Source organism: Conexibacter sp. JCM 18997, from assembly GCF_055391915.1.
Genome location: NZ_AP043885.1, coordinates 4,545,353 through 4,571,672 on the forward strand (window position 1 = coordinate 4,545,353; position 26,320 = coordinate 4,571,672).

At 73.3% G+C, this 26,320-nt stretch carries 24 protein-coding genes; 17 read left to right on the plus strand and 7 right to left on the minus strand.

Annotation, left to right across the window (positions count from 1 at the left end; genetic code table 11):
- Positions 1–120 precede the first annotated feature (120 nt).
- From ACZ5UI_RS22835 to ACZ5UI_RS22845, 3 genes are read left to right on the plus strand one after another with little or no spacing between them, the layout of a single operon-like run.
- Positions 121–2,319, plus strand: coding sequence for a WD40/YVTN/BNR-like repeat-containing protein (locus tag ACZ5UI_RS22835; RefSeq protein ID WP_464191385.1), 2,199 nt, complete (start codon positions 121–123; stop codon positions 2,317–2,319).
- A 49-nt stretch (positions 2,320–2,368) separates the two neighbouring features.
- A complete protein-coding gene (locus ACZ5UI_RS22840; RefSeq protein WP_464191387.1) occupies positions 2,369–2,983 on the plus strand; it encodes a hypothetical protein in 615 nt (204 codons plus the stop codon).
- Entirely contained in the window at positions 2,980–4,413 is a 1,434-nt protein-coding gene (locus tag ACZ5UI_RS22845; protein ID WP_464191389.1) for a gamma-glutamyltransferase, read from the plus strand. The genes ACZ5UI_RS22840 and ACZ5UI_RS22845 overlap by 4 nt, the downstream gene beginning before the upstream one ends.
- Here the strand turns inward: ACZ5UI_RS22845 and ACZ5UI_RS22850 are convergent.
- Complete coding sequence (locus ACZ5UI_RS22850) at positions 4,410–5,348, minus strand: IS481 family transposase (RefSeq protein ID WP_464188931.1); 939 nt, start codon at positions 5,346–5,348, stop codon at positions 4,410–4,412. The two genes, ACZ5UI_RS22845 and ACZ5UI_RS22850, sit on opposite strands and share 4 nt — an antisense overlap.
- Before the next feature lie 160 nt (positions 5,349–5,508).
- Here ACZ5UI_RS22850 and ACZ5UI_RS22855 point away from each other — a divergent pair, with 160 nt between their 5' ends.
- From ACZ5UI_RS22855 to ACZ5UI_RS22870, 4 genes are all read left to right on the plus strand, one after another.
- On the plus strand, positions 5,509–8,544 hold the full coding sequence (locus ACZ5UI_RS22855) for a hypothetical protein (RefSeq protein ID WP_464191392.1): 3,036 nt from the start codon (positions 5,509–5,511) through the stop codon (positions 8,542–8,544).
- A gap of 202 nt (positions 8,545–8,746) precedes the next feature.
- A complete protein-coding gene (gene nucS / locus ACZ5UI_RS22860) occupies positions 8,747–9,412 on the plus strand; it encodes an endonuclease NucS (protein ID WP_464191394.1) in 666 nt (221 codons plus the stop codon).
- A gap of 102 nt (positions 9,413–9,514) precedes the next feature.
- Positions 9,515–10,258, plus strand: a complete 744-nt coding sequence (locus tag ACZ5UI_RS22865) for a Type 1 glutamine amidotransferase-like domain-containing protein (RefSeq protein WP_464191396.1) — start codon at positions 9,515–9,517, stop codon at positions 10,256–10,258.
- Positions 10,259–10,316: 58 nt separating this feature from the next.
- Entirely contained in the window at positions 10,317–11,042 is a 726-nt protein-coding gene (locus tag ACZ5UI_RS22870; RefSeq protein WP_464191398.1) for a Type 1 glutamine amidotransferase-like domain-containing protein, read from the plus strand.
- Here the strand turns inward: ACZ5UI_RS22870 and ACZ5UI_RS22875 are convergent.
- Genes ACZ5UI_RS22875 through ACZ5UI_RS22890 form a run of 4 tightly spaced genes read right to left on the minus strand, consistent with a single transcriptional unit; the run spans position 11,023 to position 13,605 of the window.
- On the minus strand, positions 11,023–11,661 hold the full coding sequence (locus ACZ5UI_RS22875) for a class I SAM-dependent methyltransferase (protein WP_464191400.1): 639 nt from the start codon (positions 11,659–11,661) through the stop codon (positions 11,023–11,025). The two genes, ACZ5UI_RS22870 and ACZ5UI_RS22875, sit on opposite strands and share 20 nt — an antisense overlap.
- A complete protein-coding gene (locus ACZ5UI_RS22880; RefSeq protein WP_464191403.1) occupies positions 11,658–12,083 on the minus strand; it encodes a secondary thiamine-phosphate synthase enzyme YjbQ in 426 nt (141 codons plus the stop codon). The genes ACZ5UI_RS22875 and ACZ5UI_RS22880 overlap by 4 nt, the downstream gene beginning before the upstream one ends.
- A 12-nt stretch (positions 12,084–12,095) precedes the next feature.
- Entirely contained in the window at positions 12,096–13,298 is a 1,203-nt protein-coding gene (locus ACZ5UI_RS22885) for a multidrug effflux MFS transporter (protein WP_464191405.1), read from the minus strand.
- A 34-nt stretch (positions 13,299–13,332) separates the two neighbouring features.
- Positions 13,333–13,605, minus strand: a complete 273-nt coding sequence (locus ACZ5UI_RS22890; protein ID WP_464191407.1) for an MGMT family protein — start codon at positions 13,603–13,605, stop codon at positions 13,333–13,335.
- A 39-nt stretch (positions 13,606–13,644) separates the two neighbouring features.
- Here ACZ5UI_RS22890 and ACZ5UI_RS22895 point away from each other — a divergent pair, with 39 nt between their 5' ends.
- Complete coding sequence (locus ACZ5UI_RS22895; RefSeq protein WP_464191409.1) at positions 13,645–14,526, plus strand: GNAT family N-acetyltransferase; 882 nt, start codon at positions 13,645–13,647, stop codon at positions 14,524–14,526.
- 42 nt (positions 14,527–14,568) lie between these two features.
- The gene (locus ACZ5UI_RS22900; RefSeq protein ID WP_464191411.1) at positions 14,569–15,333 is read left to right on the plus strand and encodes a PhnD/SsuA/transferrin family substrate-binding protein; all 765 of its coding nucleotides are present in this window, start codon (positions 14,569–14,571) and stop codon (positions 15,331–15,333) included.
- Here the strand turns inward: ACZ5UI_RS22900 and ACZ5UI_RS22905 are convergent.
- Positions 15,330–15,860 (minus strand): DUF1697 domain-containing protein, encoded by a 531-nt coding sequence (locus ACZ5UI_RS22905; RefSeq protein WP_464191413.1) that lies wholly within the window; start codon positions 15,858–15,860, stop codon positions 15,330–15,332. The genes ACZ5UI_RS22900 and ACZ5UI_RS22905 overlap by 4 nt on opposite strands.
- A 27-nt stretch (positions 15,861–15,887) precedes the next feature.
- Between ACZ5UI_RS22905 and ACZ5UI_RS22910 the strand changes: the two genes are divergently transcribed.
- The 8 genes from ACZ5UI_RS22910 (at position 15,888) to ACZ5UI_RS22945 (ending at position 24,944) form a co-directional block, all read left to right on the plus strand.
- The gene (locus tag ACZ5UI_RS22910; RefSeq protein WP_464191415.1) at positions 15,888–16,766 is read left to right on the plus strand and encodes a DUF1028 domain-containing protein; all 879 of its coding nucleotides are present in this window, start codon (positions 15,888–15,890) and stop codon (positions 16,764–16,766) included.
- A 149-nt stretch (positions 16,767–16,915) separates the two neighbouring features.
- A complete protein-coding gene (locus ACZ5UI_RS22915; protein WP_464191417.1) occupies positions 16,916–17,752 on the plus strand; it encodes a glycosyltransferase family 2 protein in 837 nt (278 codons plus the stop codon).
- On the plus strand, positions 17,749–20,043 hold the full coding sequence (locus ACZ5UI_RS22920; protein WP_464191419.1) for a glycosyltransferase family 2 protein: 2,295 nt from the start codon (positions 17,749–17,751) through the stop codon (positions 20,041–20,043). Before ACZ5UI_RS22915 ends, ACZ5UI_RS22920 begins: the two co-directional genes overlap by 4 nt.
- Before the next feature lie 3 nt (positions 20,044–20,046).
- Complete coding sequence (locus ACZ5UI_RS22925; RefSeq protein WP_464191421.1) at positions 20,047–21,834, plus strand: ArnT family glycosyltransferase; 1,788 nt, start codon at positions 20,047–20,049, stop codon at positions 21,832–21,834.
- Positions 21,831–22,415, plus strand: coding sequence for a ferritin-like domain-containing protein (locus ACZ5UI_RS22930; protein WP_464191423.1), 585 nt, complete (start codon positions 21,831–21,833; stop codon positions 22,413–22,415). Before ACZ5UI_RS22925 ends, ACZ5UI_RS22930 begins: the two co-directional genes overlap by 4 nt.
- Before the next feature lie 5 nt (positions 22,416–22,420).
- On the plus strand, positions 22,421–22,996 hold the full coding sequence (locus tag ACZ5UI_RS22935; RefSeq protein ID WP_464197862.1) for a ferritin-like domain-containing protein: 576 nt from the start codon (positions 22,421–22,423) through the stop codon (positions 22,994–22,996).
- Positions 22,993–23,955, plus strand: coding sequence for a glycosyltransferase family 2 protein (locus ACZ5UI_RS22940; protein WP_464191425.1), 963 nt, complete (start codon positions 22,993–22,995; stop codon positions 23,953–23,955). The genes ACZ5UI_RS22935 and ACZ5UI_RS22940 overlap by 4 nt, the downstream gene beginning before the upstream one ends.
- Before the next feature lie 23 nt (positions 23,956–23,978).
- Complete coding sequence (locus ACZ5UI_RS22945) at positions 23,979–24,944, plus strand: glycosyltransferase family 2 protein (RefSeq protein WP_464191427.1); 966 nt, start codon at positions 23,979–23,981, stop codon at positions 24,942–24,944.
- On the opposite strand, the gene ACZ5UI_RS22950 is transcribed toward ACZ5UI_RS22945, so the two are convergent.
- On the minus strand, positions 24,890–26,110 hold the full coding sequence (locus ACZ5UI_RS22950; protein ID WP_464191429.1) for an MATE family efflux transporter: 1,221 nt from the start codon (positions 26,108–26,110) through the stop codon (positions 24,890–24,892). The genes ACZ5UI_RS22945 and ACZ5UI_RS22950 overlap by 55 nt on opposite strands.
- Positions 26,111–26,320: the final 210 nt, after the last annotated feature.

The window sequence follows — 26,320 nt, forward strand, 5'->3', positions numbered from 1 at the left end:
TCGCGCAGGGAGGACCCGACCGTGACCGCCGCCGAGCTGTCGGCCGCCGTGGCTCCGAAAGAGAGGGTTCCTCCAACAAACAGCACAACCAGAACGTTTCGCATACGTCCACTACGACGCATGAGCCTCCTCAGAAGTTCGCCCTTTCTCGCCGCCGCCGCCGTCGCACTGGCCGCCGCGGCGCCCGCTCCGGCCGCCGTCACCTCCAGCCACTCGGGCTGGCGCTGGGGGAATCCGCTTCCGCAGGGCACGCAGTTGACGACGCTCGAGTTCTCCGGAAGTCGCGGGTATGCGGCCGGCCCCTTCGGGACCCTGCTGCGCACCGACGACGCGGGCTCGACCTGGTCCGGCGTGGCCACCGGGCTGACGCAGCCGCTGTCCAGCGTCGACGTGCTCACCCCGGACACGTTCGTCGTGGCCGGCCGGTGCGCGCTGCGCCGCTCCGATGACGGCGGCAAGACGTTCACCCGGCTGCCGTGGACGGCGAGCGACGCCAGCTGCACCGGCGGCATCTCGTCGGTCTCGTTCCCCAACAGCTCCACCGGCTTCCTCCTGCTCGGCAACGGCAACCTCCTGCGCTCGACCGACTCGGGCCAGACGTGGTCGCGGCGCACGGCGGTGCCGGGCACGGCGGCGACGAGCGCCTCGTCGGGGGTCGTCCCCACCGACGTCACCTTCACCTCGCCGACCGTCGGCTTCACGACGACCAACGGCGGCTCGGTGTTCGCCACCGCCGACGCCGGGAACACCTGGACGCCGGTGGTCGACGAGCCGTTCTCGATCCGCTCGATCACGTTCGCCGCACCGGGCATCGGCTACGCGGTCGGCGATGCGCCGTTCGCGCTGAAGACGACCGACGGCGGCGTCCACTGGACCGAGCAGCCGCTGCCCGCGGGCACGCCCGGCTTGGGCGTGGTCCGCTGCGCGACGGCCGATCTGTGCCTGGCCGTCAGCACGCGTGGCGACCAGCTGCTGCGCACCGCCGACGGCGGCGCGACCTGGACGTCGCTGGCCGTGGCCAACCGCGCGCTGCGGGTGGCCGCGTTCGCCTCGCCCACCCGCGCGGTGGCCGTCGGCGACGGCGGCGCCACCGTGCTCTCCGACGACGGCGGCATGACGTTCTCGCCGTTGGGCGGCCCGCTCCCGGGCCGCTTCACCGGCCTGAAGTCCGCCGGGCGCACGGTCGCCTACGCCTACGGGCAGGGCGGCGCGTTGGCCCGTACGACGAACGCCGGCCAGACCTGGCGGGAGATCGACGCGGCCACCTCCGACGAGATCCGTGATCTGTCCTACGTGTCGCTGGAGACCGGCTTCGTGCTCGACGTCTCCGGGCAGCTGCTGCGCACCGACAACGCCGGCGACTCGTGGCAGATCCTCAACGCGGGCACCGGGCTGCGCCCGCAGGCGCTGACCGCGCTGGACGCCGACCGCATCGTGCTGTCGGGGCCGGTGGGCATCCGCCGCTCGACCGACGGCGGGCAGACGTTCAAGGCGGTGCCCGACGACGACGTGCGCGAGACCCCGCTGTTCGGGATCGACCGCGTGGGCACGCAGCTGGTCGCCTCCGGGCCCAAGGCGCTGCGCTACTCCCACGACGCCGGCGCGCGGTGGATCAAGCTGCCGCGGCCGACGACCCACACGCGCGTCAACGACGTGGACATGGTCGCCTACAACACGATCTACCTGCTCGACTCCGACGGCGTCCTGTGGCGCACGACCGACCGGGCCAAGCACTGGCGCCAGATGCCGTCGGTGGGCACCGAGCTCGGGTACGCGGTGCGCTTCTCCGACCTGCGCCACGGCTGGATCGCCGTGGGTGAGTTCGGCTCCGACGAGGCGGGCTACGTGCTGCGCACCGATGACGCCGGACGCACCTGGCAGCCGCAGCTGATCGCCGACTCGGCCCTGGCCCAGGACGGCCTGGCCGCCGCGTCGATCAAGACCGGCTACGCGCTGACCCGCTCCAACGCGCTGTTCGCCACCTCGCTGGCCGGTGCGGCGGGCGGACCGTCGAAGCTGCGCCTCACGACGTCGCGACCCCGCATCCGCGAGAACGGCGTGGCCCGCGTGGACGGCAGGCTCTCCGGTGCCCGCGGCGGCGAGCGGATCGTCGTCTCGCTGCGCGAGGAGGGCTCGACGCGCTGGCTTTACCAGGAGGTCGCCGCGGCCTCCAACGGCACCTTCACGGTGGTCACGCGCCTGTCGCACCCGGCGGTGTTCGTCGCCCAGTGGGCGGGCGACGAGCGCCGTCACGGTGCGGGCACCGAGGCGCTGAGCGTCGACGTGGTGGCCAAGAAGACGGAGGACGCCGCCAGCTGAGGGTCTCCACCGATCCCGGACCCGCGGCGGCGGTGCCACCATGGAGGCGATGCCGCACCGTCTGCCGCCGCTGGCCGCGCTCGTCGCCACCGTCGCCCTCACCGGGTGCGGTGGCGACGACGCCCCGCCGGCCACCACGACGGTCTTCAACTCGTCGCTCAGCGCCTCCAACGGGGAGGAGCTCGAGCACGACAAGGACCGCTCGGCCGAGGGCGTGGAGGGGCAGTCGGTGTGCACGCTGCTGCCCGTCGCCGAGGTCCAGCAGGTGGTGGGCGTGCGCGGGCTGCGGGCCGAGCCGACCGATTCGCTGGACCTGTCGACCTGTCGCTACGCCAAGGGCGAGACGAACGTGCGGGTGATCCTCGACGGCGCCGCCGACGCCACGCGGCGCTACTACAACCAGCTGTCCGAGAGCTACCAGAAGTTCAACACGATCCCCAGCCTGCGGCCGCACAACGTGCGCCACGTCGGCGACGACTCGACCTACGGCGGGGTGGGCGCGTACTGGACCAACGGCCGCGCCCAGCTGGTGGCGTTCCAGGCCGATCGGATCGCCCGGGTCACCGTGTTCGTGCCCGGCCGCTCCGACGCTCGGCGCAAGGCGCTGGCGGGCCGGCTGGTCACGGTGCTGTTCGCGCGCATGAAGGCCGAGCGCGGGGGATGACCGCCGGGGCGATCGCCACGCCGCACGCGCTGGCCACCGCCGCGGGCGCCGCCGCGCTGCGCGACGGCGGCAACGCGGTCGACGCGGCGCTGGCCGCGGCGGCGACGATCGCGGTCGTCTACCCGCACATGAACGCGATCGGCGGCGACGTGATGGCGCTGCTGCACGCGCCCGACGGCGCGGTGGTGACGATCAACGGGAGCGGCGCGGCCGCGGCGGCCGCCGACCCGGACGCGCTGGGCCGTGCGATGCCGACGCGCGGCGTGGCGCCGATCACCGTGCCCGGCGCCGTGCGCGCCTGGGAGACGCTGCACGGGCTGGGCGCGCGGATGCCCTGGTCGGCGTTGTTCGACGCGGCGATCGCGCACGCGCGGGCGGGCGTGCCGGTGGCGCCGTCGCTGGCCCGCGCGTTGGACGCCGAGCCGGAGCTCGGCCGCCTGCTGGTCGACGCGGCGGGGCTGCGCCAACCGGCCCTGGCCGGAACCTTGGAGACGCTGGCCGCCGACGGCGCGGGCGCGCTGTACGGCGGGGCCGTCGGCGCGGCGCTGGTCGACGGGTTGCGCGCGCTCGGCTCGCCGCTGACGTTGGCCGACCTGGCCGGCCACCAGACCGAGATCGTGCCGCCGCTGGTGGGCCGGCTGCTGGGCGAGGAGCTGCTGACGGCCCCGCCCAACTCGCAGGGCCACGTGCTGCTCGAGGTGGCGGGCGCGCTGGAGCTGCTGGGCGAGCCGGTGGCGCCCGCGCGGCTGGCCCGCCTGTTCGCCGCGGCGGCCGCCGACCGCGACCGCTGGCTGGCCGATCCGCGCACGGCGGATGTGCCGGTCGAGTGGCTGCTGTCGCCCGCGCACGCGCGTGAGCTGCTCGACGCGACGGGCCCGTCGCCCCCCGCGCCACCCCGGCCGACCGGCGACACGATCGCGATCGTCACGGCCGACGCCGACGGCTGGGGGGTCTCGTTGATCCAGTCGATCTTCTCGGCCTTCGGCTCCGGGATCCTCGAACCGACCACGGGGATCCTCTGCCACAACCGCGGCGCCGGCTTCACGCTGCGCCCGGGCTCGCCCAACCGCCTGGCCGGCGGTCGGCGGCCGCTGCACACGCTGATGCCGCTGCTGACCCGCCGCGACGGGCGCCTGAGCGGGGTGCACGGAACGATGGGCGGCTACGCGCAGCCGCAGATCCACGCGCAGCTGCTGCTGGCGCTGCTGGCCGGCGCGACGCCCGCCGAGGCGATCAGCGCCCCGCGCTTCAGCGTCTCGGGCACGGTCGTCGAATCCGAGTCCCCGGCGCCGGACGGGCTGCCCGTCGACGTCGACCTGGGCGCCCGCAGCGAGGCGGTCGGGCACGCGCAGCTGATCCGCATCGCCGCCGATGGCGCGTTCGCCGCGGCCACCGATCCCCGCGCCGACGGGGCGGCGATCGTGGTCTAGCTGTCCTGCTCGCGGACTTGCTGAACGCGGGTGATGGGTGGTCGGCCGCCGGCGGCTGAGTGTGGGCGTTGGCGGTTGTAGAAGCGGATGAACGATGACAGGGCGCGGTCGCGTTGGGTGCTGTTGGGCCAAACGCGGCTGTGGGCCCATTCGGTGTCCAGGGTTTGCCAGAAGCGCTCGATCTTGCCGTTCCAGCGGGGGGTGTAGGGCGGCGTGAGGATGTGGCGGGCACCGAGCTGGTGCAGTGTTTGGGCGAACTGGTGGCTCTCGGAGTAGCACTTGGCGTTGTCACTCATCACCGCCTGGACGGGGCCGCAGCCTTGTTCTGCCATCCAGGCCGCGGCGCGCTTGAGCGTGGCTGAGACGGTGTGTTTGTTCTCGGCTGCGTGCAGCTCGCAGTAGGCCAGGCGGGTGTGGTCGTCGATCACTCCGATGACCACCGTCTTGCCCGCCCCGCGCGAGCGCTGGGCCTGGGAGCGATCACCGGTCGCCCAATGCCCGGGCTCATCGAACTTCGCTGCCGAGAACGCGTCGATGTGCAACAAGGCGCCGGCTTGGGTCCACTCATAGCGCTTGCCAACGGTCGCCCGCTCGCTGCGGCGTCGGCGGCTGACGCCGTGGCGCCTGAGCACCTTCCAGTTCGTCGAGCGGTGACGGCCGGTCAAGAACGCCAGGCGCATCGGCCCCCAGTTCGTGCGTTGGCGCGCGTCGAGGATCTCGCGCTCCTGGGCCGCCGTCAGCGCCCAAGGACACGACAGCGGAACCGGCCGCCTCGGCGCCAAGCACGAGAAATCTGCCCTCTCGGCCTCGCTGGCTTGGCCGAACCGGTCACACATCGTCTTGACCGTGGTTGGCGAACACCCGACCGCCGCGGCGATCTGCCGCAACGACTCGCCCGCCTGGCGGCGGCGGACCATCTCGATCCTCGCCGCCATCGCATAGCGACATCTACGGTCTGTCATGTGTCCGGTCCCTTCTTGGGCTGTGGTGGGTCGCACCTCTCAGCCTCCGGTCGGGGCCGGACACATCCATCAAATACGCGGCCCTGCCCTGTTCAGCAGGTCCGTGAGCAGCTCATCTAGCGCGGACACGCGCATGAGACATCGCCGCACCGGATATGACCGGCCGACGATGCGCGCGACCTGGACGTGGACTCTGGCGGTGGTCCTCGGCCTCCTGTTGGTCGGCCCCGCCCCTGCCTCGGCCGCCCAGCCCGAGCCGGGCCTGTGGATCGGTGGCACGGGAGCGGCCCAGGTCTCGTTCACGATCCGCGACGTCGGCAAGAACAAGCGCGTGATGACCGACTTCGTGATCTTCTGCGGCGATGTCGGGTTCCTGACCCAGCGCTCGCGCACCGCCGGCTTCGTGCCCGAGACGTGGCCGGTGCGGGCCGACGGAACCGTGCGCTACGGCGACGACCCGATCCGCTTCGGGAAGACCACGACCCAGATCCCCAACGCCGGCTTCACCAGCGGCAACGACGACGAGTGCACGCCCGAGCAGTTCGAGAACGTGCGCATGGTCCGCGGCGACTTCCGCCCGATCCAGGACGGTGTCTACCGCGCCGAGGGCGGTGCGGACTACGGGTTCGACTTCCGCGTCGCCGGGGGCGGGACGCTGTTCGCCGGCGCGAGCGGTCACGTCAGGGTGGCGGATCCGACGACGGCCACCGGCCGGTGCGGCCCGATCGGCTCGTTCGTGCGCACCACGCGGATCGCGCCCGACGGCGCGTTCACGGCGCGCGACGACATCAGCAAGGGGTCGTTCACCAGCGAGGTCATCCTGACCGGTGCGATCACCGGTCCCGGGGCCGCCGGCTCCTACACCTACACCGCCAGCAAGCAGTGCGTCGGGCCGGCGCCGCTGTCGGGCACCGTCGACTGGGCGGCCACGCTGGTCGAGGTGGCGCCGGACTCGGCGCCCGCCGGCGCGCAGCCCGCCCCGCCCGGCGAGCTGCCCGACGCTCCGGGCACCGCGCCGGAGGCGCCCGATCCCAAGCCGCTGCCCAACAACGGCTACCCGGGGGCGCCGACCCCGTCAACGGCGGCGGGCTGCACGCCGACGGTGAACGTGGGGGAGGTCGCCGCGATCGCCGCCTGCTTCCGCGTCCGCGGCGAGGCGGCGCAGTCCGCCGGGCGAGTGCGGCTGAACGGGATCGATCTGACGCCGACCCGCGCGGGCGGCACGATCTCCATCAACCGGCGCAGCGGGGCGATCTCGACCTCCGGCCCCGTCGAGGTGCGCATCGGCTCGCTGTCGCTGCTGCGCGCGGCGGTCAACTGGACGCGGCCCGAGTCGGTCTTCGAGATCAAGGGCTCGTCGAAGGACTTCAAGACGGGCGGGCAGGCGCTGTTCGGCCTGCCCGTGGAGGGCGCGGCGAAGGTGCGCCTGGAGAAGGGGCGGACGAAGCTCACGGTCTCGTTGAAGATCCCCAAGGACGCCGGCGGGGTGAGCCGGCTGTCGGGCTACTCGGGTGAGCTGACCGCGGCGGCCGACAACACGGCGGGGCTGATCCTCGACGGCGCGAAGATCGCCTTCCCCGGGATGCGCTTCGGCTTCGTGGAGATCCAGTCGGCCTCGCTGGCCATCTCCGAGGCCGGCGGGACCTACCACTTCGACGGTGGCGCGACCGTCTTCCCGTTCCGCTTCACCCGCGTCGGCCTCCAGGGCGAGCTCGGCTTCGGCCTGGGCGACGGCTACTTCAAGCTGGCGGCCGCGGTGGAGAACCTGAACAAGCCGCTCGTGTACGGCTTCTTCCTGCAGAAGGCCGGCCTCTCGGTGCAGCTGAACCCGTTCGGCGTCGGCGGCTCGGCGGCGGTCACGTTCGGCCCGCAGCTGCGGCTGGGCGGCGACCTCGTCTCGGCCGCCCGGCTGGACGGCTCGCTGGCCTACGTCAGCGCGGACGGCGGTGACCCGGCGACGATGACGCTGGCGGGCGCGCTGGAGCTCGTGGAGGCCCACGTCGCCTCCGGACAGGTCACGGTGGCCGGGGACGGCAGCGTGAGCGCGAAGGGCAAGGCCGAGTTCGGCGTCGGCGGCTACGGGCTCAACGGCGAGGTGGAGGGCTGGTTCGACGGCCAGCGCGAGTTCAACGTCGAGGGCGCCGCGGAGCTGACGCTCCCGGGCGGCGTGACGGGCGGCGGCGACGCCGTGCTGTCCAGCCAGGGCATCGGCGCGTGCCGGCGCGGCAGCGGCCCGGACGTGGGCTTCGGCTACACCTGGGGCCAGGGCGTCAACGGCCTCTCGTTCGCCGCGGGCTCGTGCAGCCTGGGCACCTGGCGGGCGGTGCGCGGCTCCGACGCCCGCGCGGCGCAGGCCGGTGGCGGATCGGTCGTCGTGCGTCGCGGGCTGCGCCAGCTGGCGGTGCAGCTGACCGGCTCGGGCGGTCCTCCGACCGTCGCGGTGATCGCCCCCGACGGCCGGCGCATCGACCCCGCGCCGGCGGGCCAGGCGGTCCTCGACGAGACCACCTACTTCGTGGCCGACCCGTCCACGTCGGCCACCTACCTGATCGTCGATCGCCCGGCCGCGGGGCGCTGGCGGTTCGAGACGCTGCCCGAGAGCGCGCCGGTGACGGCGACGCGGACGGCGGCGCCGCTGCCGGCGGTGAAGGCCAGCGGACGCGTGCGCCGGGCCGGCGGCCGCCGCGTGCTGACCTATCGCGTCAGCGGTCTGGCCGGCCGGCGCGTGCAGCTCGTCGACACGGCCGGCGCCGCCCACCGCCTGCTGCGCACGACCGCCGACGGCCGGGGCCGCCTGCGGTTCACGCCGGCCGCCCGCGGCGGCGGGCACCGGATCGTCGCGCGCGTGCTCTCGCCCGGCGGCCTGCCCACCGGCCGCACGCTGTCGGTCGCGCGCTATCGCACGGCCGCCGGCGGCCCGGCCGCCCCGCGCCGCGTGCGGGTCAGCCGGCACGGGAGCAACCGGCGCGTCACCTGGCGCGGCCCGGCGAGCCTGCGCTACGAGGTCGACGTGCGCACTGGTGACGGGCGGCGCCTGCTGCTGCTGCCCAAGGGCCGCGCGCGCTCGGTGACCGTGACGACGGTCCCGCGCGGCGTCCGCGTCCGCGCCACCGTCCGGGCCCGTGACGCCGCCGGCCGGGCCAGCCGCGCCGTGACGGCCCGCGGCTAGTGCCCTGAGTCACTAATTCGCCCGCATCTGGCGGCGCCGGAATCGTGTCTGCCGGCACTCGCCATCACCACCCGTACCACCAGTACGACAGGTGATGGCGATCACCGGCAGACCCGCCCCGGCATCCACCAGCTGCACACGACTTACCGACTCAGGGCACTAGCGATCGGGCGATCCGACCCGTTCGGTACGGTCCCGAACGATGCGCCTGATCGTTGCCCGTTGCGAGGTCCGCTACTCGGGCCGGCTCACCGCCGTGCTGCCCGATGCCCTGCGCCTGATCATGATCAAGTCCGACGGGTCGGTGATGGTCCACGCCGACACCGGCGGCTACAAGCCGCAGAACTGGATGACGCCGCCGACGGCGATCGAGGAGTCCGACGACCTGATCGTCGTGCGCAAGGTCAAGGGCGAGGATCGGCTGGACATCGCGATCTCCGAGGTGGTCTCCGACGTCACCCACGACATGGGCGAGGCGGCGGCGCTGGAGAAGGACGGCGTCGAGCGCGACCTGCAGCTGCTGCTGGCCGACCAGCCGCACTGGTGTGGTGAGGGCCTGCGGCTGGTGCGCCGCGAGTGGCCGACGGACATCGGCCCGGTGGACCTGATGTGCCGCGACGAGGATGACGAGTGGATCGCCGTGGAGATCAAGCGGATCGCCACGATCGACGCGGTCGAGCAGCTCACGCGCTATCTGGAGTTCATCCGCAACGATCCGGCGATGGGCAGCTGCCGGGGCGTCCTGGCCGCCCAGCAGATCAAGCCGCAGGCGCGGACGCTGGCCGAGTCGCGCGGGATCGCCTGCGTCGAGGTCGACCTGGCCGTGCTGCGCGGCGAGCGCGAGCCCGAGCTCACGCTGTTCGGCTGAAGGGCTCCGTTAGCAGGGCCTTATCCGCGTTGGCCCGTAGGGCGATTCATTTCGTACCGCAGGGCGGTCCGAACCTCCCGGGTCGGCGGGAACAATGGATGCATGTCCAGCCAGCGCCCTCCGCAGATCGTGGCGTTCGGTGGCGGCGGCTTCTCCCAGGAGGCCGGCAACCCGCTGCTCGACGACTACGTCCTGTCCCTCACGGGTGTCGAACGGCCGCGGGTCTGCTTCCTGCCCACGGCCAGCGGCGATGCCGACCACTACATCACGCGGTTCTACCGCGCGTTCAGTGGCTGTGCGATCCCCTCGCACGTCTCGCTCTTCCGGGAGGAACGCGGGGAGGAGCGCTCGTTCGCCGAGCGCCTGCTGGAGCAGGACCTGATCTACGTGGGCGGTGGCAGCGTCCAGAGCCTGCTGGGCACCTGGCGCGCGCACGGCGTCCACGAGATCGTGGCCGAGGCCTGGGAGCGGGGGATCGTCATGTGCGGCCTCAGCGCCGGGTCGCTGTGCTGGTTCGCCGACGTGGTCAGCGCCTTCAACGGGCCGCCGCGCCGGGTCGCCGGGCTGGGTCTGCTGCCGTTCTCCAACGCGGTGCACTACGACACCGAGTCCAAGCGTCGGACCTCCTACCATCGGCTCATGTCCGAGGGAATGCTCGATGGGTACGCGGCCGCCGACGGCGCCGCGCTGCACTTCGTCGGGCGCGATCTCGAGCGTGTCGTCACCTCGCGCCCCGAGGCGCGGGCCTACCGCGTGAGCTGGTCGCGCGGGCAGGTCGTGGAGACGGAGCTCGAGACCCGCTACCTCGGATCCCCGGAGCCATCCACGGCGGCCCTTGCCGCCTGACCGTCATGTCCCGGCGCCGGAGCGGCGGATCTTCGCCATGGGTGGCGGCGGCTTCACCATGGAGCCGCAGAACCCGGCGCTGGATCACTACCTCCTGACGCTCGTCGACAAGCGCGAGCCGCGGCTGCTGTTCCTGCCCACAGCGTCGGGTGACCCGCACGAGCAGCTGCACCGGTTCCACCAGACCTACGACGGCAAGGCCTGCACGACCACCGTCCTGTCGCTCTTCCGCCTGCACGAGACCGCGGTCTCCCTGCACGAGCTGCTGCTCGAGCAGGACCTGATCTACGTCGGCGGCGGCTCGATGCGCAACATGCTGGCCATCTGGCGCGAGCACGGTCTCGACGACCTGCTGCGCGAGGCCTGGAAGCGCGGGACCGTTCTGGCCGGGCTCAGCGCCGGGGCGATGTGCTGGTTCGAGGGCGGCGTGACGAAGTCGGGTGGCACGGCCGCGCCGGTCAAGGGCATGGGACTGCTGTCCGGCTCGTTGACCGTCCACCGCGACGGCGAGCCCGACCGCCTGCCGGTCTACCGCGCCGCCGTGCGCGACGGTCTGCTGCCGCCGGGCTGGGCCGCGGACGACGGCGTCGGCCTGCTCTTCGAGGGCGACACGTTGGTGCGCGCCGTCTCCTCGCGTCCGGGCGTCGGCGCCACGCGCATGGAGGCCGACGGCACCGAGACCGACCTCGACGTGCTCGAGCTCCCGCGCGTGCGCGAGATGGCCCTGCGCCACATCCCGGCGGACATCGCCGAGTTCCGGGCGCTCAGGCGCGCTCGAGGCTGAGCACCACCTGCAGCGCGAACAGCTCGGGTGAGGCCTTCAGCGCCGGTGCGCGCAGCGCGCCGATGGCCGGAAACCGCGACTCCAGCGGCAGCGGCGCGTCGGCGAAGCGCTCGTCGACGACCGTGAAGCCGGCCTCGCGGGCCAGGTGGTGCGTCTCGGAGCGCGTGAACCAGCGCAGGTGGGTGCGGTCGAACAGCCCGTGGTCGTGGCGCGGGAAGGCGCCGCGCAGGAGCGTGCGCCGGCCGGTCCAGTGGGCGATGTTGGGGATCGAGATGATCGCCTTGCCCGCGGCCTGGGCCTGGGCCAGCACGGGCACCGGTTCGCGCAGGTGCTCGAGCACGTCGACGAACAGCACGACGTCGAAGGCGTTGGCGTCCAGGCTGACCTCCTCGACGTCGAACTCGAGCACGCTGATGCCGTTCTCGCGGGCGACCGAGGCGGCGCGCGCGTCGGGCTCGATGCCCACGACCGAGCACCCGCGGGCGGTCAGCTCGGCGGCCAGGTAGCCCTCGGCACACCCGACGTCGAGCACGCGGCTGCCGTCGGGCACGAGGTCGAGGACGTGGCGGTGGGCGGGGGAGAGGCCGTAGGTCTCGACCAGCGCTCCGTAGGAGGTCATCGCGTCTCCCCCCACAGCGTGACCAGCAGCTCGCGCGCGCCGCCGTGATCGCGGTGCTCGCACAGGTAGACGCCCTGCCAGGTGCCCAGCGCCAGGCGCCCGTCGCGCACGGGCAGCAGCAGGTCGTTGCCGGTCAGCGAGGACTTGATGTGGCTGGGCATGTCGTCCGGCCCCTCGTCGGTGTGGGTCCAGTAGGGCGCGTCCTCGGGCACGGCCTCGTCGAACCACGAGCGGAAGTCGCGGCGCACGTCGGGGCTGGCGTTCTCGTTCAGCGTCAGCGAGGCCGACGTGTGGCGCAGGAACAGCTGCGCCATCCCGACGCGCAGCTGCGCCAGCTCGGGCACGGCCTCGACGACCTCGCTCGTGACGAGGTGGAAGCCGCGCGGGCGGGGCGCAAGGCGGAGAAGCGCTTGGTGCCACATGCCCAGCGCAGGCTATCCGGCCGTCTGCGCGCCGGCCCGGCGCTGGGCGCCCAGCACGCCGGTGGCGGCCAGCACCAGCGGCGCGGACCCGGCGGTGACGCACATGGCGATCGCCATGGGCAGCGCGTCGTGCGATCCGGCGATGCCGGCGATGGGCAGCAGCGCGGCGCTGAGGACGAACTGGGTGGCGCCGATGATGCCCGCCGCGCTGCCGGCGCGGTCGGGATGGGGGCCGAGCGCCAGGGCCATCGTGTTGGGGCGGATCAGGCCGACGCTGGAGACGACCAGCGAGAGCGCGACCAGCAACGGACCCAACGGGGCGTCGAGCAGGACACAGACCAGCGTGCCGACGCCGCCGGCCGCGCTGATCGCCACGCCGACCTGCAGCAGGCGCAGCGACCCGACGCGATCGACGAGCCGCCGGCTGACCTGGCTGAACAGCACGATGCCCGCCGCGTTGGCGGCGAACACGACGCTGTACAGCTGGGGCGAGAGGCCGTGGATGTCCTCCAGCACGAACGGCCCGCCGGCCAGGTACAGGGCGAGCGAGGAGAACGTCAGCGCGGTGCACGCGGTGAGGCCGACGAAGACCCGATCGCGCGAGAGCACGGCGAAGTCGCGCCGGGTGGCCCGCAGCCCGCCGCCGTGGCGTCGCTGCGGGTCCAGCGTCTCGGGCAGCATCAGCGCGCTGGCGGCCAGCAGCGCCACGCCGATCCCGGCCATCACGACGAACGCGCCGCGCCAGTCGGTCAGGTGCAGCAGCTGTCCGCCGGCCAGCGGCGCCAGCACGGGCGCGATCGAGGCGACGGTCATCAGCGCGGCGTACAGGCGGGCGCTGGCCGGGCCGGCGCTGAAGTCGCGCACGATCGCGCCCGCCAGCACGATGCCGGTGGCGCCGGCCAGGCCTTGGACGAGGCGGAACCCGAGCAGCAGCCACACCGTGGGCGCCACCGCGCAGAGCACCGACATCAGCGTGTAGACGGCCAGGCCGGCCAGCAGCGGCCGCCGCCGCCCGAGCTGATCGCTGATCGGGCCGACCAGCACCTGACCGAGGCCCAGGCCGATCATGCACGTGGCCATGGTCAGCTGCGTGGCCGACGGCGACGCGTCGAGATCGCGGGCCATGGCCGGCAGGCCCGGCAGGTAGAAGTCCATCGACAGCGGCCCGAACGTCGAGAGCGCGCCGAGCAGGACGATGAGCCGCAGCCGGGGCACTCCTTCGCAGGCTAACTGTCAGACAGTATTCGCGCTACTCGGGCATGCGGGCCACGCGCATGTCGACGCGGTCGCCGCGGAAGGGCACGCCCTCGTCCTCCAGCAGCTCGCGCTGGCGGTCGCCCTGGGTCAGCGATCCGTCGGCCCGCACGATCCGGTGCCAGGGCAGGTCGCGCTCGTGCGCGGTGGCCATCACCTGGCCGGCGAAGCGCGGCGCGCCGGGGTCCAGGTCGGAGTAGGCGCGCACGAAGCCCGGTGGGGTGGAGCGCACCCGGGCCAGCACGCGCTCGCGGCGACTGTGGTCCATCGTCGTCGGCAAGGCTACGCCAGCGGTAATCTCTGACTTGTGTCAGAGATCATCGCCGACGTCCGCCGGTTCAACCGCACCGTCACGCAGCGCGTCGGCGCCCTCAACGACCAGTACCTCGCGCGCGGCCGCCCGCTGGGCGCGTCGCGGATGCTCTGGGAGATCGGCGTCGAGGGGTGCGAGGTGGGCATGTTGCGGGCGCGCCTGGGTCTGGACTCCGGTCACGCCAGCCGGCTGCTGCGCGCGCTCGAGGCCGACGGGCTGATCACGGTGGCCCCCTCCACGGCCGATCGCCGCGTGCGGGTGGCGCGGCTGACGCCGACGGGCCTGGCGGAGCACGCGCTGGTCGACGAGCGCAGCGACGCGCTGGCCGCCTCGATGCTCGAGGCGGTCGATCCCGCCCGCCGCGACGAGCTGGTCCGGGCCATGCGCACCGTCGAGCGGCTGCTCACCGCGGCCGACGTCGAGGTGGCCATCGCCGATCCCGCCGCCCCGGCGGCGCGGGCCTGCCTGCGGGCGTACTTCGCCGAGCTCGACCGGCGGGGCGAGCACGGGTTCGACCCGTCCGCGGCGATCTCGGCCGAGCCTCACGAGCTGCGTCTGCCCGCGGGCGCGTTCCTGCTGGCCACCCTGCGGGGCGAGCCCGTCGGGTGCGGCGCGCTGAAGCTCCACGGCGCCGAGCCGTGCGAGGTCAAGCGGATGTGGGTGGCCGAGTCGGCCCGTGGCCTGGGCCTCGGGCGCCGGCTGCTGGTCGAGCTGGAGGCGTTGGCGGTGTCCAACGGCGCGACGGTCGCGCGCATCGAGACCAACCACGTGCTCGTCGAGGCCATGCAGCTGTACCGCGCGACGGGCTACGTCGAGGTCGCGGCCTTCAACGCCGAGCCGTTCGCCGATCACTGGTTCGAGAAGCCGTTGGTCTGAAACTTCAGTAAGTCGGTAGGGAATCCGCTATTGTCGCGGGGCATGAACGAGCTGCGCATCGGCATCCCGGACCACTACCGCGCGGTGACCGCTCTGCGCGAGGCGGCCGAGCTCGAACGTCGCCTGGCCGAGCATGGCGCCCACACGGTGTGGGTGCCCTACGGCGACGGGCAGCGGACGATCGACCTGCTGGCCTCGGGTGCGCTGCACGTCGCCGCCACGGGCACCGTCCCGCCGCTGCGCGCGCAGAGCGAGGGCGTCGACGTGGCCTACGTGGCCGTCTGCGAGCCCAACACCTACCACGCGCGGATCCTCGTCCGGGCCGGGTCGGCGCTGGACTCGATCGAGGCGCTGCGCGGCCGCCGCGTCGCCGTCGAGCGCGGCTCGGCGCCGATGCTCGCGCTCGCGGTGCTGCTCGATCGCACCGGCGTCGTCTCCTACCGCGACATCGAGCCCGTGCTGCTGCCGTCGCCGCTGTCGCGCCGCGCGCTCCTGGACGGCCACGCCGACGCCTGGCTGGACCACACCGGCGGCCTCCCGCTCAGCCCGGCGATCCGCGAGCTGCCGGGCGCCAGCACCGACGTCGTCGACCGCACGGTCTGGTTCGCCCGCCGCGACGTCACCCAGACCGCGCCGCATCTGATCCGCGCGCTCGTCGACACGCTCAACACCTCGCCCTACGTGGCCGAGCCGGTGACCCGCGCCTTCCTGGCCGAGCAGCAGCGCATCGGCGATCTGCTGGCCGGCCAGGGCGCGATCGGCCTGCCGGTCAACGTGGGCGCCTGCGCGCAGCTCGAGGCGGCTTAGCCGGTCAGCTCGAGCAGCTTCAGGACGGTGTTCCAGTTGCGCGCCGTCGCGGTGCCCGACAGGTGCTTGCCCAGGAGCTTGGCCGCCGGGGACTTCTGGATGCCGTCGACGTGCCACACGTAGATCTCGCGGCCGGAGACCTTCAGGCACTCGGGTGAGACGTCGGCGGCCTCGAGCGCGCGGGCCGCGGCGGCCGGGCACTTGGCGTCCAGGAACGTGACCTGGAAGCGCTTGGGGTCGTCGGCGGCCTTCGGGAAGGGGTTGTCGTCGACGACCTTGGCCAGCTGCTTGGCCGTGCGCACGACGACGGGCGTGTCGACGCCGAAGCGGGCGGCGATCGCCTGCTGGAGGTCGCGCTGCAGTGCGGCCGCGCCGGCGCTGGACTGCAGCACCAGGTTGCCGCTCTGCACGACCGTCCGCACCTCGCCGTAGCCCAGCTCGGCCAGGTGCTCGCGCAGGTCGGGCATGGGCACGCGGTTGCGCGATCCGAGGTTGATGCCGCGCAGCAGTGCGATCTGCGTCGCCATGGGGTGGACGGTAGCTACGCTCGCACCATGACGCGCCGCGGGACGTACTCGATCGTCGCTCGCGACCCCGACACGCTGGAGCTCGGCGTGGCGGTCCAGTCGCACTGGTTCTCGGTCGGCTCCGTGGTGCCCTTCGCCCAGGCCGGTGTCGGCGCGGTCGCCGTCCAGTCGGTGCCCGATCCCGACACGGGGCCATCCGTGCTGGCCGCGCTGACCCAGGGCGAGAGCGCCCGCGACGCGCTGCGGCGCGCGGTCGCCGGCACCGACGCGGGCATGCGGCAGGTGGGCATCGTCGACGCCCTGGGGCGCACCGCGGCCTGGACGGGCAGCGGCTGCATCCGCCACGCCGGCGACGCGGACGGGCCCGGCTTCAGCGCGCAGGCCAACATGATGCTCAACCCGGGCGTTCCCGAGGCGATGGCCGAGGCCTTCGCCGGCGCCGGCGGATCGCTGGCCGAACGCCTGCTGGCCGCGTTGGACGCGGCCGAGGCGACCGGTGGCGACGCGCGCGGTCGCCAGTCGGCCGCCCTGCTCGTCGTGCCCGGCGAGCCCGGCGCACCGGCCCACGTCCGCAGCGTGGATCTGCGCGTCGAGGACCACGCCGACCCGCTGGACGAGCTGCGCCGCCTGCTCGTGCTGCATCGGGCCTACGCGCTGGCCGGCGAGGCCGATGAGCTCGTGGCCAAGGGACGCCCGAGCGACGCCGGCCCGCTGTACCGCGACGCGGCCCGGCTGGCGCCCGCCTCTGATGAGCTGCTGTTCTGGGCCGGCCTGGCCGGCGGCGTGCCCGACGGGGTCGCGCTGGTGCAGGAGGCGATCGCCCGCAACCCCCGCTGGCGGGAGTTGCTGGACCGCCTCAGCGCGGACGTCGCACCCGCGGCGAAGGCGATGCGGGAGGCCATCTAGGCACAAGGAAGTTCTACTTTCCGGCCCATCTGTATCGGCAGATGGTCCAATATTCGTCCAGGGGTCGAAGCGCTGGGTTAAGTTGCCTACGATCTTTGACGCGGGCGTCTGACTTCTGGACACGAATCGCCCAAGCAGAACGCAACGGAATGCCGAACAACACACGCACGGATGCTGACGGCCGCTGGTCGGAATCGGTCAGCGTCGTCATCCCCGCCTTCAACGAGGCCGAAGGGGTTGTTCGCTGCCTGCAGGAGACCGTCGAGGCCTTCCGGGGCTTCGGCAGCGCGTTCGAGGTCCTGCTCGTCGACGACGGCTCGGGCGACGAGACGGTGTCCGCCGCGTTGCGGTTCGCGGCCGACACGCCCGAGGTGCGCGTCGTCGCCGCCGATCGCAACAGCGGCAAGGGCGAGGCGCTCATGCAGGGCGCGCTGCGCGCGCGCAACGACCTCGTGCTGTTCGTCGACGCCGACCTGGAGATCCATCCGCGGCAGTTCGCGCTCCTGCACGACGCCATGCGCGACCAGGGCGCCGACATCGTGATCGGCTCCAAGCTGCATCCCGACGCCAAGGTCGACGTCCCCGGCGGACGGCGCACGCTGTCGTGGGGCTACTACGCGCTGGTGCGCGCGCTGTTCCGCCTGCCCGTGCGCGACACGCAGACCGGCCTGAAGCTCTACCGCCGCCAGGTGCTGGCCGACGCCGCGCCGCGCATCCTCTGCAAGCGCTTCGCCACCGATCTGGAGCTGCTGGTCACCGCACATCGACACGGCGCCCGCATCGTCGAGGTCCCGGTGGTCGTCACGCGCGAGCGCGCCTTCCCGCGGATCGGCGGCAGCGACGTGCGCAACGTGGCCCAGGACACCGCCGCCATCTGGTACCGCGCCTACATCCGCCGCTGGTACGACCGGCCGGTCGCGCGCTGGACCGAGATCACCCCGGCCCGCGAGGTCGAGTCGGGCGCCGAGCTGGAGGCCCGCCGATGAGCACCGACGCCGTCGACGTCCCCGAGCGCCTGGCCGAGTTCGTGCGCCTGCATCAGGGGGCCGTCGACCCGCGCGGGAAGGTGCTGGCCCCCGCGGCCCGCGCCCCGCAGCGCCTGCCCGAGGTCGAGCCGGAGCCCGTGTTGGAGGCCGAGCCGCCGCCCGCGCGCTGGGCCGACCGTCACGTGCGCATCCCGCGCGCGCCGCGCATCCCGATCCACACCGACGTCGACGCGCCCGTGCTGCCGCTGCCCGAGCGCCTGGCCAACATCGTCGTGTTCCCGCCGCGTCACGGCCAGGCGGCGCCGCCCCGTGGCGTGGTGTACGTGCCGGCGGCCGCGACCGCGGCGGCGGCCGCCACCGAGGTCGAGGTCCAGGTAGAGGCCGAGGCCGAGGCGCCCGCGCGGCCCCGCGTCCGCCCGCGCCGCGCCCGCCGTCCCGCTGCCGTCCCGCGGCCCACCGTCCGCCTGGGCGAGACGCTCGTCGCCGCCGGCCTGCTGGACGAGCGCGACATCGAGGACGCGCTGGCCATCCAGCGCTTCGAGGGCGGCCGCATCGGCGAGATCCTCTGCCACAACGGTCGCCTGACCGAGGAGGACCTCGCGCGCGTCCTGGCCGAGCGCTGCGACCTGGGCTACGTCGACGCGCTGGCCCTCGACGTCGACGCCGAGGTCGCCCTGCGACTGCCCGCCAACCTGGCGCTGCGCCACCTGGCGCTGCCCTGGCGCGACGCCGACGGCATCGTCGACGTGGCGGTCGTCGATCCGCTCGACGACCGGATGCGGGCCACGCTGGAGGAGCACCTCGGGCCGGTGCGCCTGCAGGTGGCCGGCGACAGCGCGCTGGACATCGCGCTGCAGGCCGTCCACGGCAGCGACAGCGTGCGCATCGCCAGCTCCCGTCTGGCCGAGCAGCGCAAGGTCGACTCGGCCTCCACGACGTTCACCCGCGGGCAGATCACGGTCGCCGCGATCGCCGCGGTGATCCTGGCCGTCGGGCTGGTGCTGTCGCCGGTGGCCACGATCGTCGCCTTCAACGTCGTCACCGGGTTCTTCTACCTGGGCTCCTCGATCTACAAGCTGATCCTGGCCCGCGACAGCCTGCGCACCGACATGGTCACGCCGGTCTCCGACGCGGAGGTCGCGGCGCTGGACGACCGCGACCTGCCGGTGTTCACGATCCTCATGCCGATGTACCGCGAGGCGGCGGTCGTGCGCAAGCTCGTGGGCAGCATCGCCCAGCTGGACTACCCGCGCCACAAGCTCGACGTCAAGCTCCTGCTCGAGGCCGACGACGACGAGACGCTCGACGCGATCCGGGACCTGCGCCTGCCGCCGCACTTCCGCATCGTGATCGTCCCCGACGCGCAGCCCAAGACGAAGCCCAAGGCCTGCAACTACGGGCTGCTGTTCGCGCGCGGCGACATCACGGTGATCTACGACGCCGAGGACGAGCCCGATCCCGACCAGCTCAAGCGCGTCGTCGTGGCCTTCGGCAAGGGCGACCCGGCGATGGTCTGCGTGCAGTGCAAGCTCAACTACTACAACCGCACGCAGAACCTGCTGACGCGCTGGTTCACCACCGAGTACTCGCAGTGGTTCGACATCTTCCTGCCGGGGCTGGACAACCACGACGTGCCGATCCCCCTGGGCGGCACGAGCAACCACTTCATCACCAGCGAGCTCGTGCGCCTGGGCGCCTGGGACCCGCACAACGTGGCCGAGGACGCCGACCTGGGCATCCGCCTGAACAAGGCGGGCTGGCGCACCGGCGTGGTCGACTCCACGACCTACGAAGAGGCCAACCCGGACCTGCCCAACTGGATCCGCCAGCGCTCGCGCTGGGTCAAGGGCTACATGCAGACCTGGCTGGTGCACATGCGCCACCCGGTGCGGCTGCTGCGCGCGCTGGGCCCGCGCAGCTTCCTGAGCTTCCAGATGACCGTCGGCGGCACGTTCTTCGGCTTCCTGCTGAACCCGATCTACTGGCTGCTGACGAGCATGTGGCTGCTCACGCAGGCCGGCGTCATCCAGCAGCTGTTCCCCGGCATCGTCTACTACATGGCCGCGATCGGGCTATTCGTCGGGAACATCACGTTCACGTACCTGAACGCCGTCGGCGCCATGCGCCGCGGCTACCACGACCTGGCCATCTACGCCCTGTTCTCGCCCCTGTACTGGGCGCTGATGTCGTTCGCCGCCTGGAAGGGTGCGATCCAGCTCATCACCAAGCCGCACTACTGGGAGAAGACCGAGCACGGCCTGGCGACGATGCACGAGACCTCCGGGCGCTGAGCCGTGGCCACCGACTCCGCCCTGATCGGGCCGCGCATCGCGCGCGGCCGCGTGCGGCGTCGGGTCGTTCCCCGCGTGCGGGCGTCGGCGATCGAGGCCCTCGGCGTCTTCGCGATCGGGTACGCGTTCTACCTGCTCGTCGGCCACCAGCTCGTGGTCGACCAGCACGTCGTCGTCTTCGACGCGACGGCGCGCCTGGCCCACGGCTACTTCGTGTGGTGGAACGACCCGCCGAAGCTCGCGTCGATCGGGTTCGTGTGGGCGCCGATCTCGACGCTCGTCTTCCTGCCCTTCACGCTGATCAAGCCGCTGGCCACGTCGCTGATGGCGCTGCCGGCCACGTCGGGCTTCTTCGCCGCGGTGATGCTCGCGGTGCTGGCGCGCACCCTCGGCCGGCTGGGGCTGCGCTGGTGGATGCGCCTGACGATGGTCGCGCTGTTCGGCCTCAACCCGATGATCGTCTACTACGCGATCAACGGGATGAGCGAGGCGCCGTTCCTGTGCCTGCTGACGATCGCGGTGTCGTTCCTGCTGCGCTGGCACCTGGAGCGCACGTCCCAGCACCTGGCGCTGGCCGGCGTGTTCATCGCGCTGGCCTTCCTGTGTCGCTATGAGCTGTTCGCCTTCGGCGCGGTGCTGGCGCTGTGCGTGCCGATCCTGCTCATGCGCGCGCGCCGATCGCCGCGCGAGGTGGAGGCCTCGACGGTCGTGTTCGTCGCGCCGCTGGTCTACGGCACGGCGCTGTGGATCTTCTTCAACTGGCTGATCCTGGGCGACGCCTTCTACTGGCTCACCCAGCAGCTCAGCGGCGGCGGCGACAGCGGCACGGGCGCGTCGGCGGGTGCGGTGGCCGACGCGGCGACCAACACCGCGACGGCCAACAGCCCGGTGCAGGACTACGTGTCGACCCAACCCGGCCTGCTGGAGATCGTCCAGCGCGTGGTCGAGCTCAACGTGCGGCTGTTCCCGCTGTGGATCGTCGTGGTCATCGGCCTGGCCGTGGTCGGCTGGTCGGGCTGGCGCCGGCGCGACGCGATGGCCTGGGTGCTGGGCGCGCTGTGCCTGGTCAACGTGGCCACCACGACCGCGCTGATCTTCCGCAGCGGCGACGTGGGCCTGCTGCAGCTGCGCTACAACATGCGCGTCCTGCCGATCGTGTTGATCGGCGCCGGCTGGCTCGTGTGGTCGATGCGCGGGCGCTGGCAGATCCCCATGTGGGCGCTGCTGACGGCCGTGCTGGCCATCTCGATCCCCGTCACCTGGCACACGATGAAGACCTTCCCGTTCCAGTACCAGGAGAAGGTCTTCGTGCGGGCGATCGAGACGGGCGACGACCAGGCCGGCAGCGACACCGGCGGCCAGTACACGGTCGGCAACTCCGACGACAAGGAGATGGCCGACTACCTCAAGGCGCACGTGCCGCTGACCACCCGGGCGATCCTCACCGACGACGCGCAGACCTTCGGCGTGATGCTCGCGTCGGGCCGGCCCGATGCCTTCCTGGACCGCATCGACAAGGGCGACGGGTACTGGAAGCGGGTGCTGCAGCGCCCCTGGGGCCGGGTCCGCTACCTGCTCATCGCCCGCTATCCGCGGCCGCCGTTCGAGGCGATCGACGAGGTGGTCAAGCGCTACCCCGGCATGGAGGTCGCCTCGCTGCCGGGTGTGTCGGTCGAGCACGCCAACCCGCACTACATCCTCCTGCGCCTGGCTCCCAAGCGGCCGACGGCCAAGACCCGCTTCTCCGACGTCGTCAAGCGCGCCGTCGGCGACCACGAGCCGCGGCTGTGAGCGAGCCCGTCTCGCGTCGCGCGCTGCTCGTGGCGGGCGGCGCGCTGGCCGTCACGGCCGCCGGCTGCGGCGGCTCGAGCACGCCGGGCGCCACCGTCGCGCGCTCGGGCGCCACCGGCGAGCTGGCCATGCTGCGCGCCTTGGTCACGCACGAGCAGGTCCAGCTGGCCGCCTACCAGCAGTTGCTGGCCGCGGGCGGGTTGGATGGCCAGACCGCCGCGTGGGCGCGCCAGGGCGTCGAGGTCGAGCGGGCGCACGTGTCCGCCGTCGGCGACCTGATCGGCGCGCTGGGCGGCCGCACGCCACAGGTCGAGGTCGAGCCGCTGCCGCTGACCGGTGCCAAGGGGCTGGCCTTCCTGCAGAGCGTCGAGGACGGCGCCGCCGCGGCCTGGCGCTACGCGCTGGCCCACGCCACGTCGACCGAGCTGCGCGCGGCGGCCGCCTCGCTGCTGGCCGTCGAGCTGCGCCAGCGCACCGCCGCGGCCAGCGTGCGCGGGAGCGAGCTGCCGCTCGAACCGCCCCGGGCGCTGGCCCCGCGCGACGCGCTGGCCCCGGTGCGCTCCTACCTGCAGGGCGCGTGAGCGTGATGCGCCGTCGGGAGCTGCTCGCCCTGGGCCTGCCGCTGGCCGCGGCCCTGCTCGTCGCGCCCGACGCGGCGCTGGGCCAGATCAACGAGAACGAGCCGGCCACGCCCGACGACCGCGAGGCGCTGCGCTTCCTGTACGACGCCGAGCAGCTGCAGATGCAGCTCTACGAGCACGGGCTGACGCTGGACCTGGACGTCGCGGCCCGGCGGTTCGCCGTCAACGCGCTGCAGCAGGAGCGCAGCCACCTCGCGCTGCTGGAGCAGATCAACCGCGAGCGCGACGTCGTGCCCAACCGGCCCCGCGACTACACCTTCGGCGTGGGCGACCAGGCGTCGTTCCTGCGGCTCGTCCTGCGCGTCGAGGACGCGATGGTCCAGGCCTACGGAGGCGTCATCATCCGCCTGGATGCCGCGCCGATCTACATCGCCGGGCTGACCGGGATGCTGGCCGACGAGTCGGTGCAGGCGGCGACGGCGGCCACCCTGTTGGGCCGAGACCCTGTGACGAGCCCGTTCGACGATCCCACCACCGACGACGCGGCCGCGGCGATCATCGCCTCGCCCGAGGGCCCGTGACGCTCCCGGCCGCCACGCCGCGGGTCAGCGCGATCATCCCGGTGATCGAGCTGGGCGACTACGCGCGCCGCTGCATGGCGGCGCTCCTGGAGCGCCCCGGCGTCGAGGTGATCCTGGTGCCCGACGTGGCGCCGGACGGGCTGGACCCGCGCGTGCGCTGCGTGCCGTCCGGCTCGGCCAACACCTCGGTCAAGCGCCAGCTCGGGCTGGAGGCGGCCACCGCGCCCTACGTGGCCATGATCGACGACGACGCGATGCCGATGGGCGACTGGCCCGATGCGGCGCTCGCGCTGCTGGCCGCCGAGCCGGCCATCGGTGCGGTCGCGGGCCCGTCCCTGACGCCGCCCGACGAGCCCGAGCTGGGCCAGCTGTCCTTCCGCGTGTTCGCCTCGCCGCTGGTCACCGGCCCGCACTACTGGCGCTACGCGCAGGTCGCCGCCCGCGACGTGGTCGACGCGCCGTCGGTGAACATGGTCATGCGCCGCGCCGACGCGCTGCGCCTGCGCTGGGACACCCCGTGGGACTTCGGCGAGGACACGATCGTCTGCGAGCGGATCGTGCAGGACGGGCTGCGCATCCGCTACGTCCCGGATCTGGTCGTGCTGCACTCGCGCCGGCCGCTGTGGCGGGGCCACCTGCGCCAGCTGTACCGGTGGTCGCGCCGGCGGGGCGCGTTCGCCCGCAGCGGGGGCATCAACTCGCTGCAGCCGTCGTACTTCGCGCCCACCCTGCTCGTGCTCGGGCTGCTGTCGCGCCCGCTGCTGCCCCGGCCGTTGCGGCCCGTGTGGGCGGCGGGCGCGGGCACCTGGGTGCTGGCCTGCGTGGTCGCCGGCCGCGACCCCCGGCCCGCGCGCTGGTGGCGCGTGAGCGCGGGCATCGCCGCCACGCACCTGACCTACGGCGTCGGCTTCGCGATCTCCTTCGCGGGCCGGGCGCTGCCCGAGGAGCGCCGGCGCTGAGCGCGCACCCGACCGTCTCGGTCGTGCTGCCGACGTTCAACTCCGCCGTGCCGCTGGCCGGGGCGTTGCGCTCGCTGGCCGCCCAGGACTACCCGGGCGCGGTCGAGCTGCTGATCATCGACGGCGGCTCCGGCGACCGGTCGCGCGAGCTGGGCCGGGAGGCGGGCGCGATCGTGCTCGACAACCCCGACCGCCACGAGGAGGCCGCGCGCGTGCTCGGGGTCGAGGCGGCGACCGGCGAGCTGATCCTGCTGCTGGACGCCGACAACGAGCTGCCGGTGACCGACTGGCTCTCGCGCCTGGTGGCCGCGGTGGACGTCGAGGGCGGCGTCGTCAGTGCGGACTGCCTGCACCACCAGTGGCGGCCCGAGGACCCGCCGGTCACGCGCCTGTGCGCGCTCATCGGGGGCACCGATCCGCTGGCCATCGAGCTGGGGTGGGCCGACCGGTGGGCCTGGCACCTGGGCCGCTGGACGGGCATGCCGATCCGGTCGACGGCGACCCCCGCGCCCGGCGTGACCGTCGTCGAGCTGGACCCCGACCGGCCGCCGCCGATGGGCTCCAACGGCTACCTCGTCGCCCGCGAGGCGCTGCTGGCCACCGGCTTTCGCCCCGACTTCGTGCACTCCGACGTGGTCGGCGACCTGGCCCAGGCGGGCTGGCGCTTCGCCCGGGTCGATCTCGGGGTCGTCCATCACTACGCGCCGACGCTGCGCGACTACTGGCGCAAGGCCCAGCGCCGCGCGGCCCGGACCGCCACCGGCGTCCCGGTGCAGCGCCGCGGCTACCGGCCGCCCGCGGTCCGGCTGATCGCCCAGGCCCTGTGGTCGGGCACGCTCGTCGGACCGGCGTGGCTGGCGCTGCGGGGCTACCGCGCGCATCCCGATCGCGCGTGGGCGCTGTACCCGCTGCTCTCGCTGCTGACCGTCGCCGCCTACGCGCGCGCGACGCTGGCCCGGCGCGTGCGCGTGTCCGACACCACCGCGTAGGCGATGCTGGCCACCAGCACGCCGGCCGACACCGCGATCTGCACGGCGATCAGCTGGTGCGCGCTGCCGTGGTGCACGGCGAACAGCACCTGCTGGAGCGCCGCGGCCACGCCCAGCACGATCACGTAGCGCGTCACGCCGAGGGCCAGGAAGTGGTTGAGGAACGTGATGGCCAGCGCGTAGCCGGCGATCGCGATGCCCAGCGGCCCCAGCAGGTCCGCCGCGCCGAGGTAGTCCGAGCCGAAGGCGATGCGCACGAGCGGCGTGGGGATCGCGTAGAAGATGCCGACGCCGATCGCGCTGAGCGCGGCGACGAGCAGCAGCGCGACCTGGAGCATCCGGCGCTCCTCGTCGCCCCGGCCGTGGCGGACCAGGTGCGGGAACAGCACGGTGGTCACGCCGACGGGGACGAGCAGCAGCGCGCTGGTGGCCACCGACGCGGCGGCGTAGTTGCCGGCCTCGCCGCCGTCGAGGCCGATGCGCGACCACAGCAGGTCGCTGGAGACGAGCACGTTGTGCAGGACCAGGCCGGCGGCGGCCGCCGCGGCGTAGCGGCCGATCAGGCTGCGCGGGGCCAGCTCGCCCTGCGTCCCGAGGTGGCGCAGGTCGCCCAGGCGCCACCACCCGATGGCCAGCGTGGCCAGGGTGGTGGCGGCGATCGCGAACACGACCGCCGCCGGACCGAACCCGAGCGCGGCCAGGCCCAGGCCGCCGATCAGCTTGCTGAAGGTGAAGCCGGTCTGGTTGAGGCTCAGCGCGGTGAAGCGGTGGTCGGCCTGCAGCGCGCCCCACACCACGGGCAGCGGCAGCGCGACGATGATCGCCACGAAGGTGGCCAGGATCGCCCAGCGCTGCTCGATGTTGAGGATCGAGACGAGCGGGATGGCGATGATCAGGCCGATGGCCAGCAGCACGACGCCGACGCGGATGGCCGTGCGCAGGTAGGAGCGCACGATCAGCGCGGCGCCCGCGCGCTGGCCGGCGGCCAGCATCGTGGCCACCTCGCGGGTGACCGTCGCCTGCAGCCCCAGGGTGGGCACCGAGCCGATCAGCAGCACGGCGAAGATGACGGTCAGCAGCGAGTAGTTGTCGGGCGACAGCAGGCGCGCGATGAGCACGTGGAAGAGCACGTTGAGGCCGTTGGCCACCATCGCCAGCGCCGTCACGATGGCACCAGAACGCCATACCCCGTCGAGGCTCGGAGGGACTGGTTCGTAGGTGGCCGCAGGTCCGGTCGGTGCCTCGTCGGGCAGCAACCGCTCGACCTGGTCGCGCAGTCCATCCTCCGACGATGCGCGACGTCGCTGTCTCATCCTTGGCAGCAGAGACCAGCACTCTATTCGGCGGGGCGACGGCGCGGATTGGCCATCGAGTAC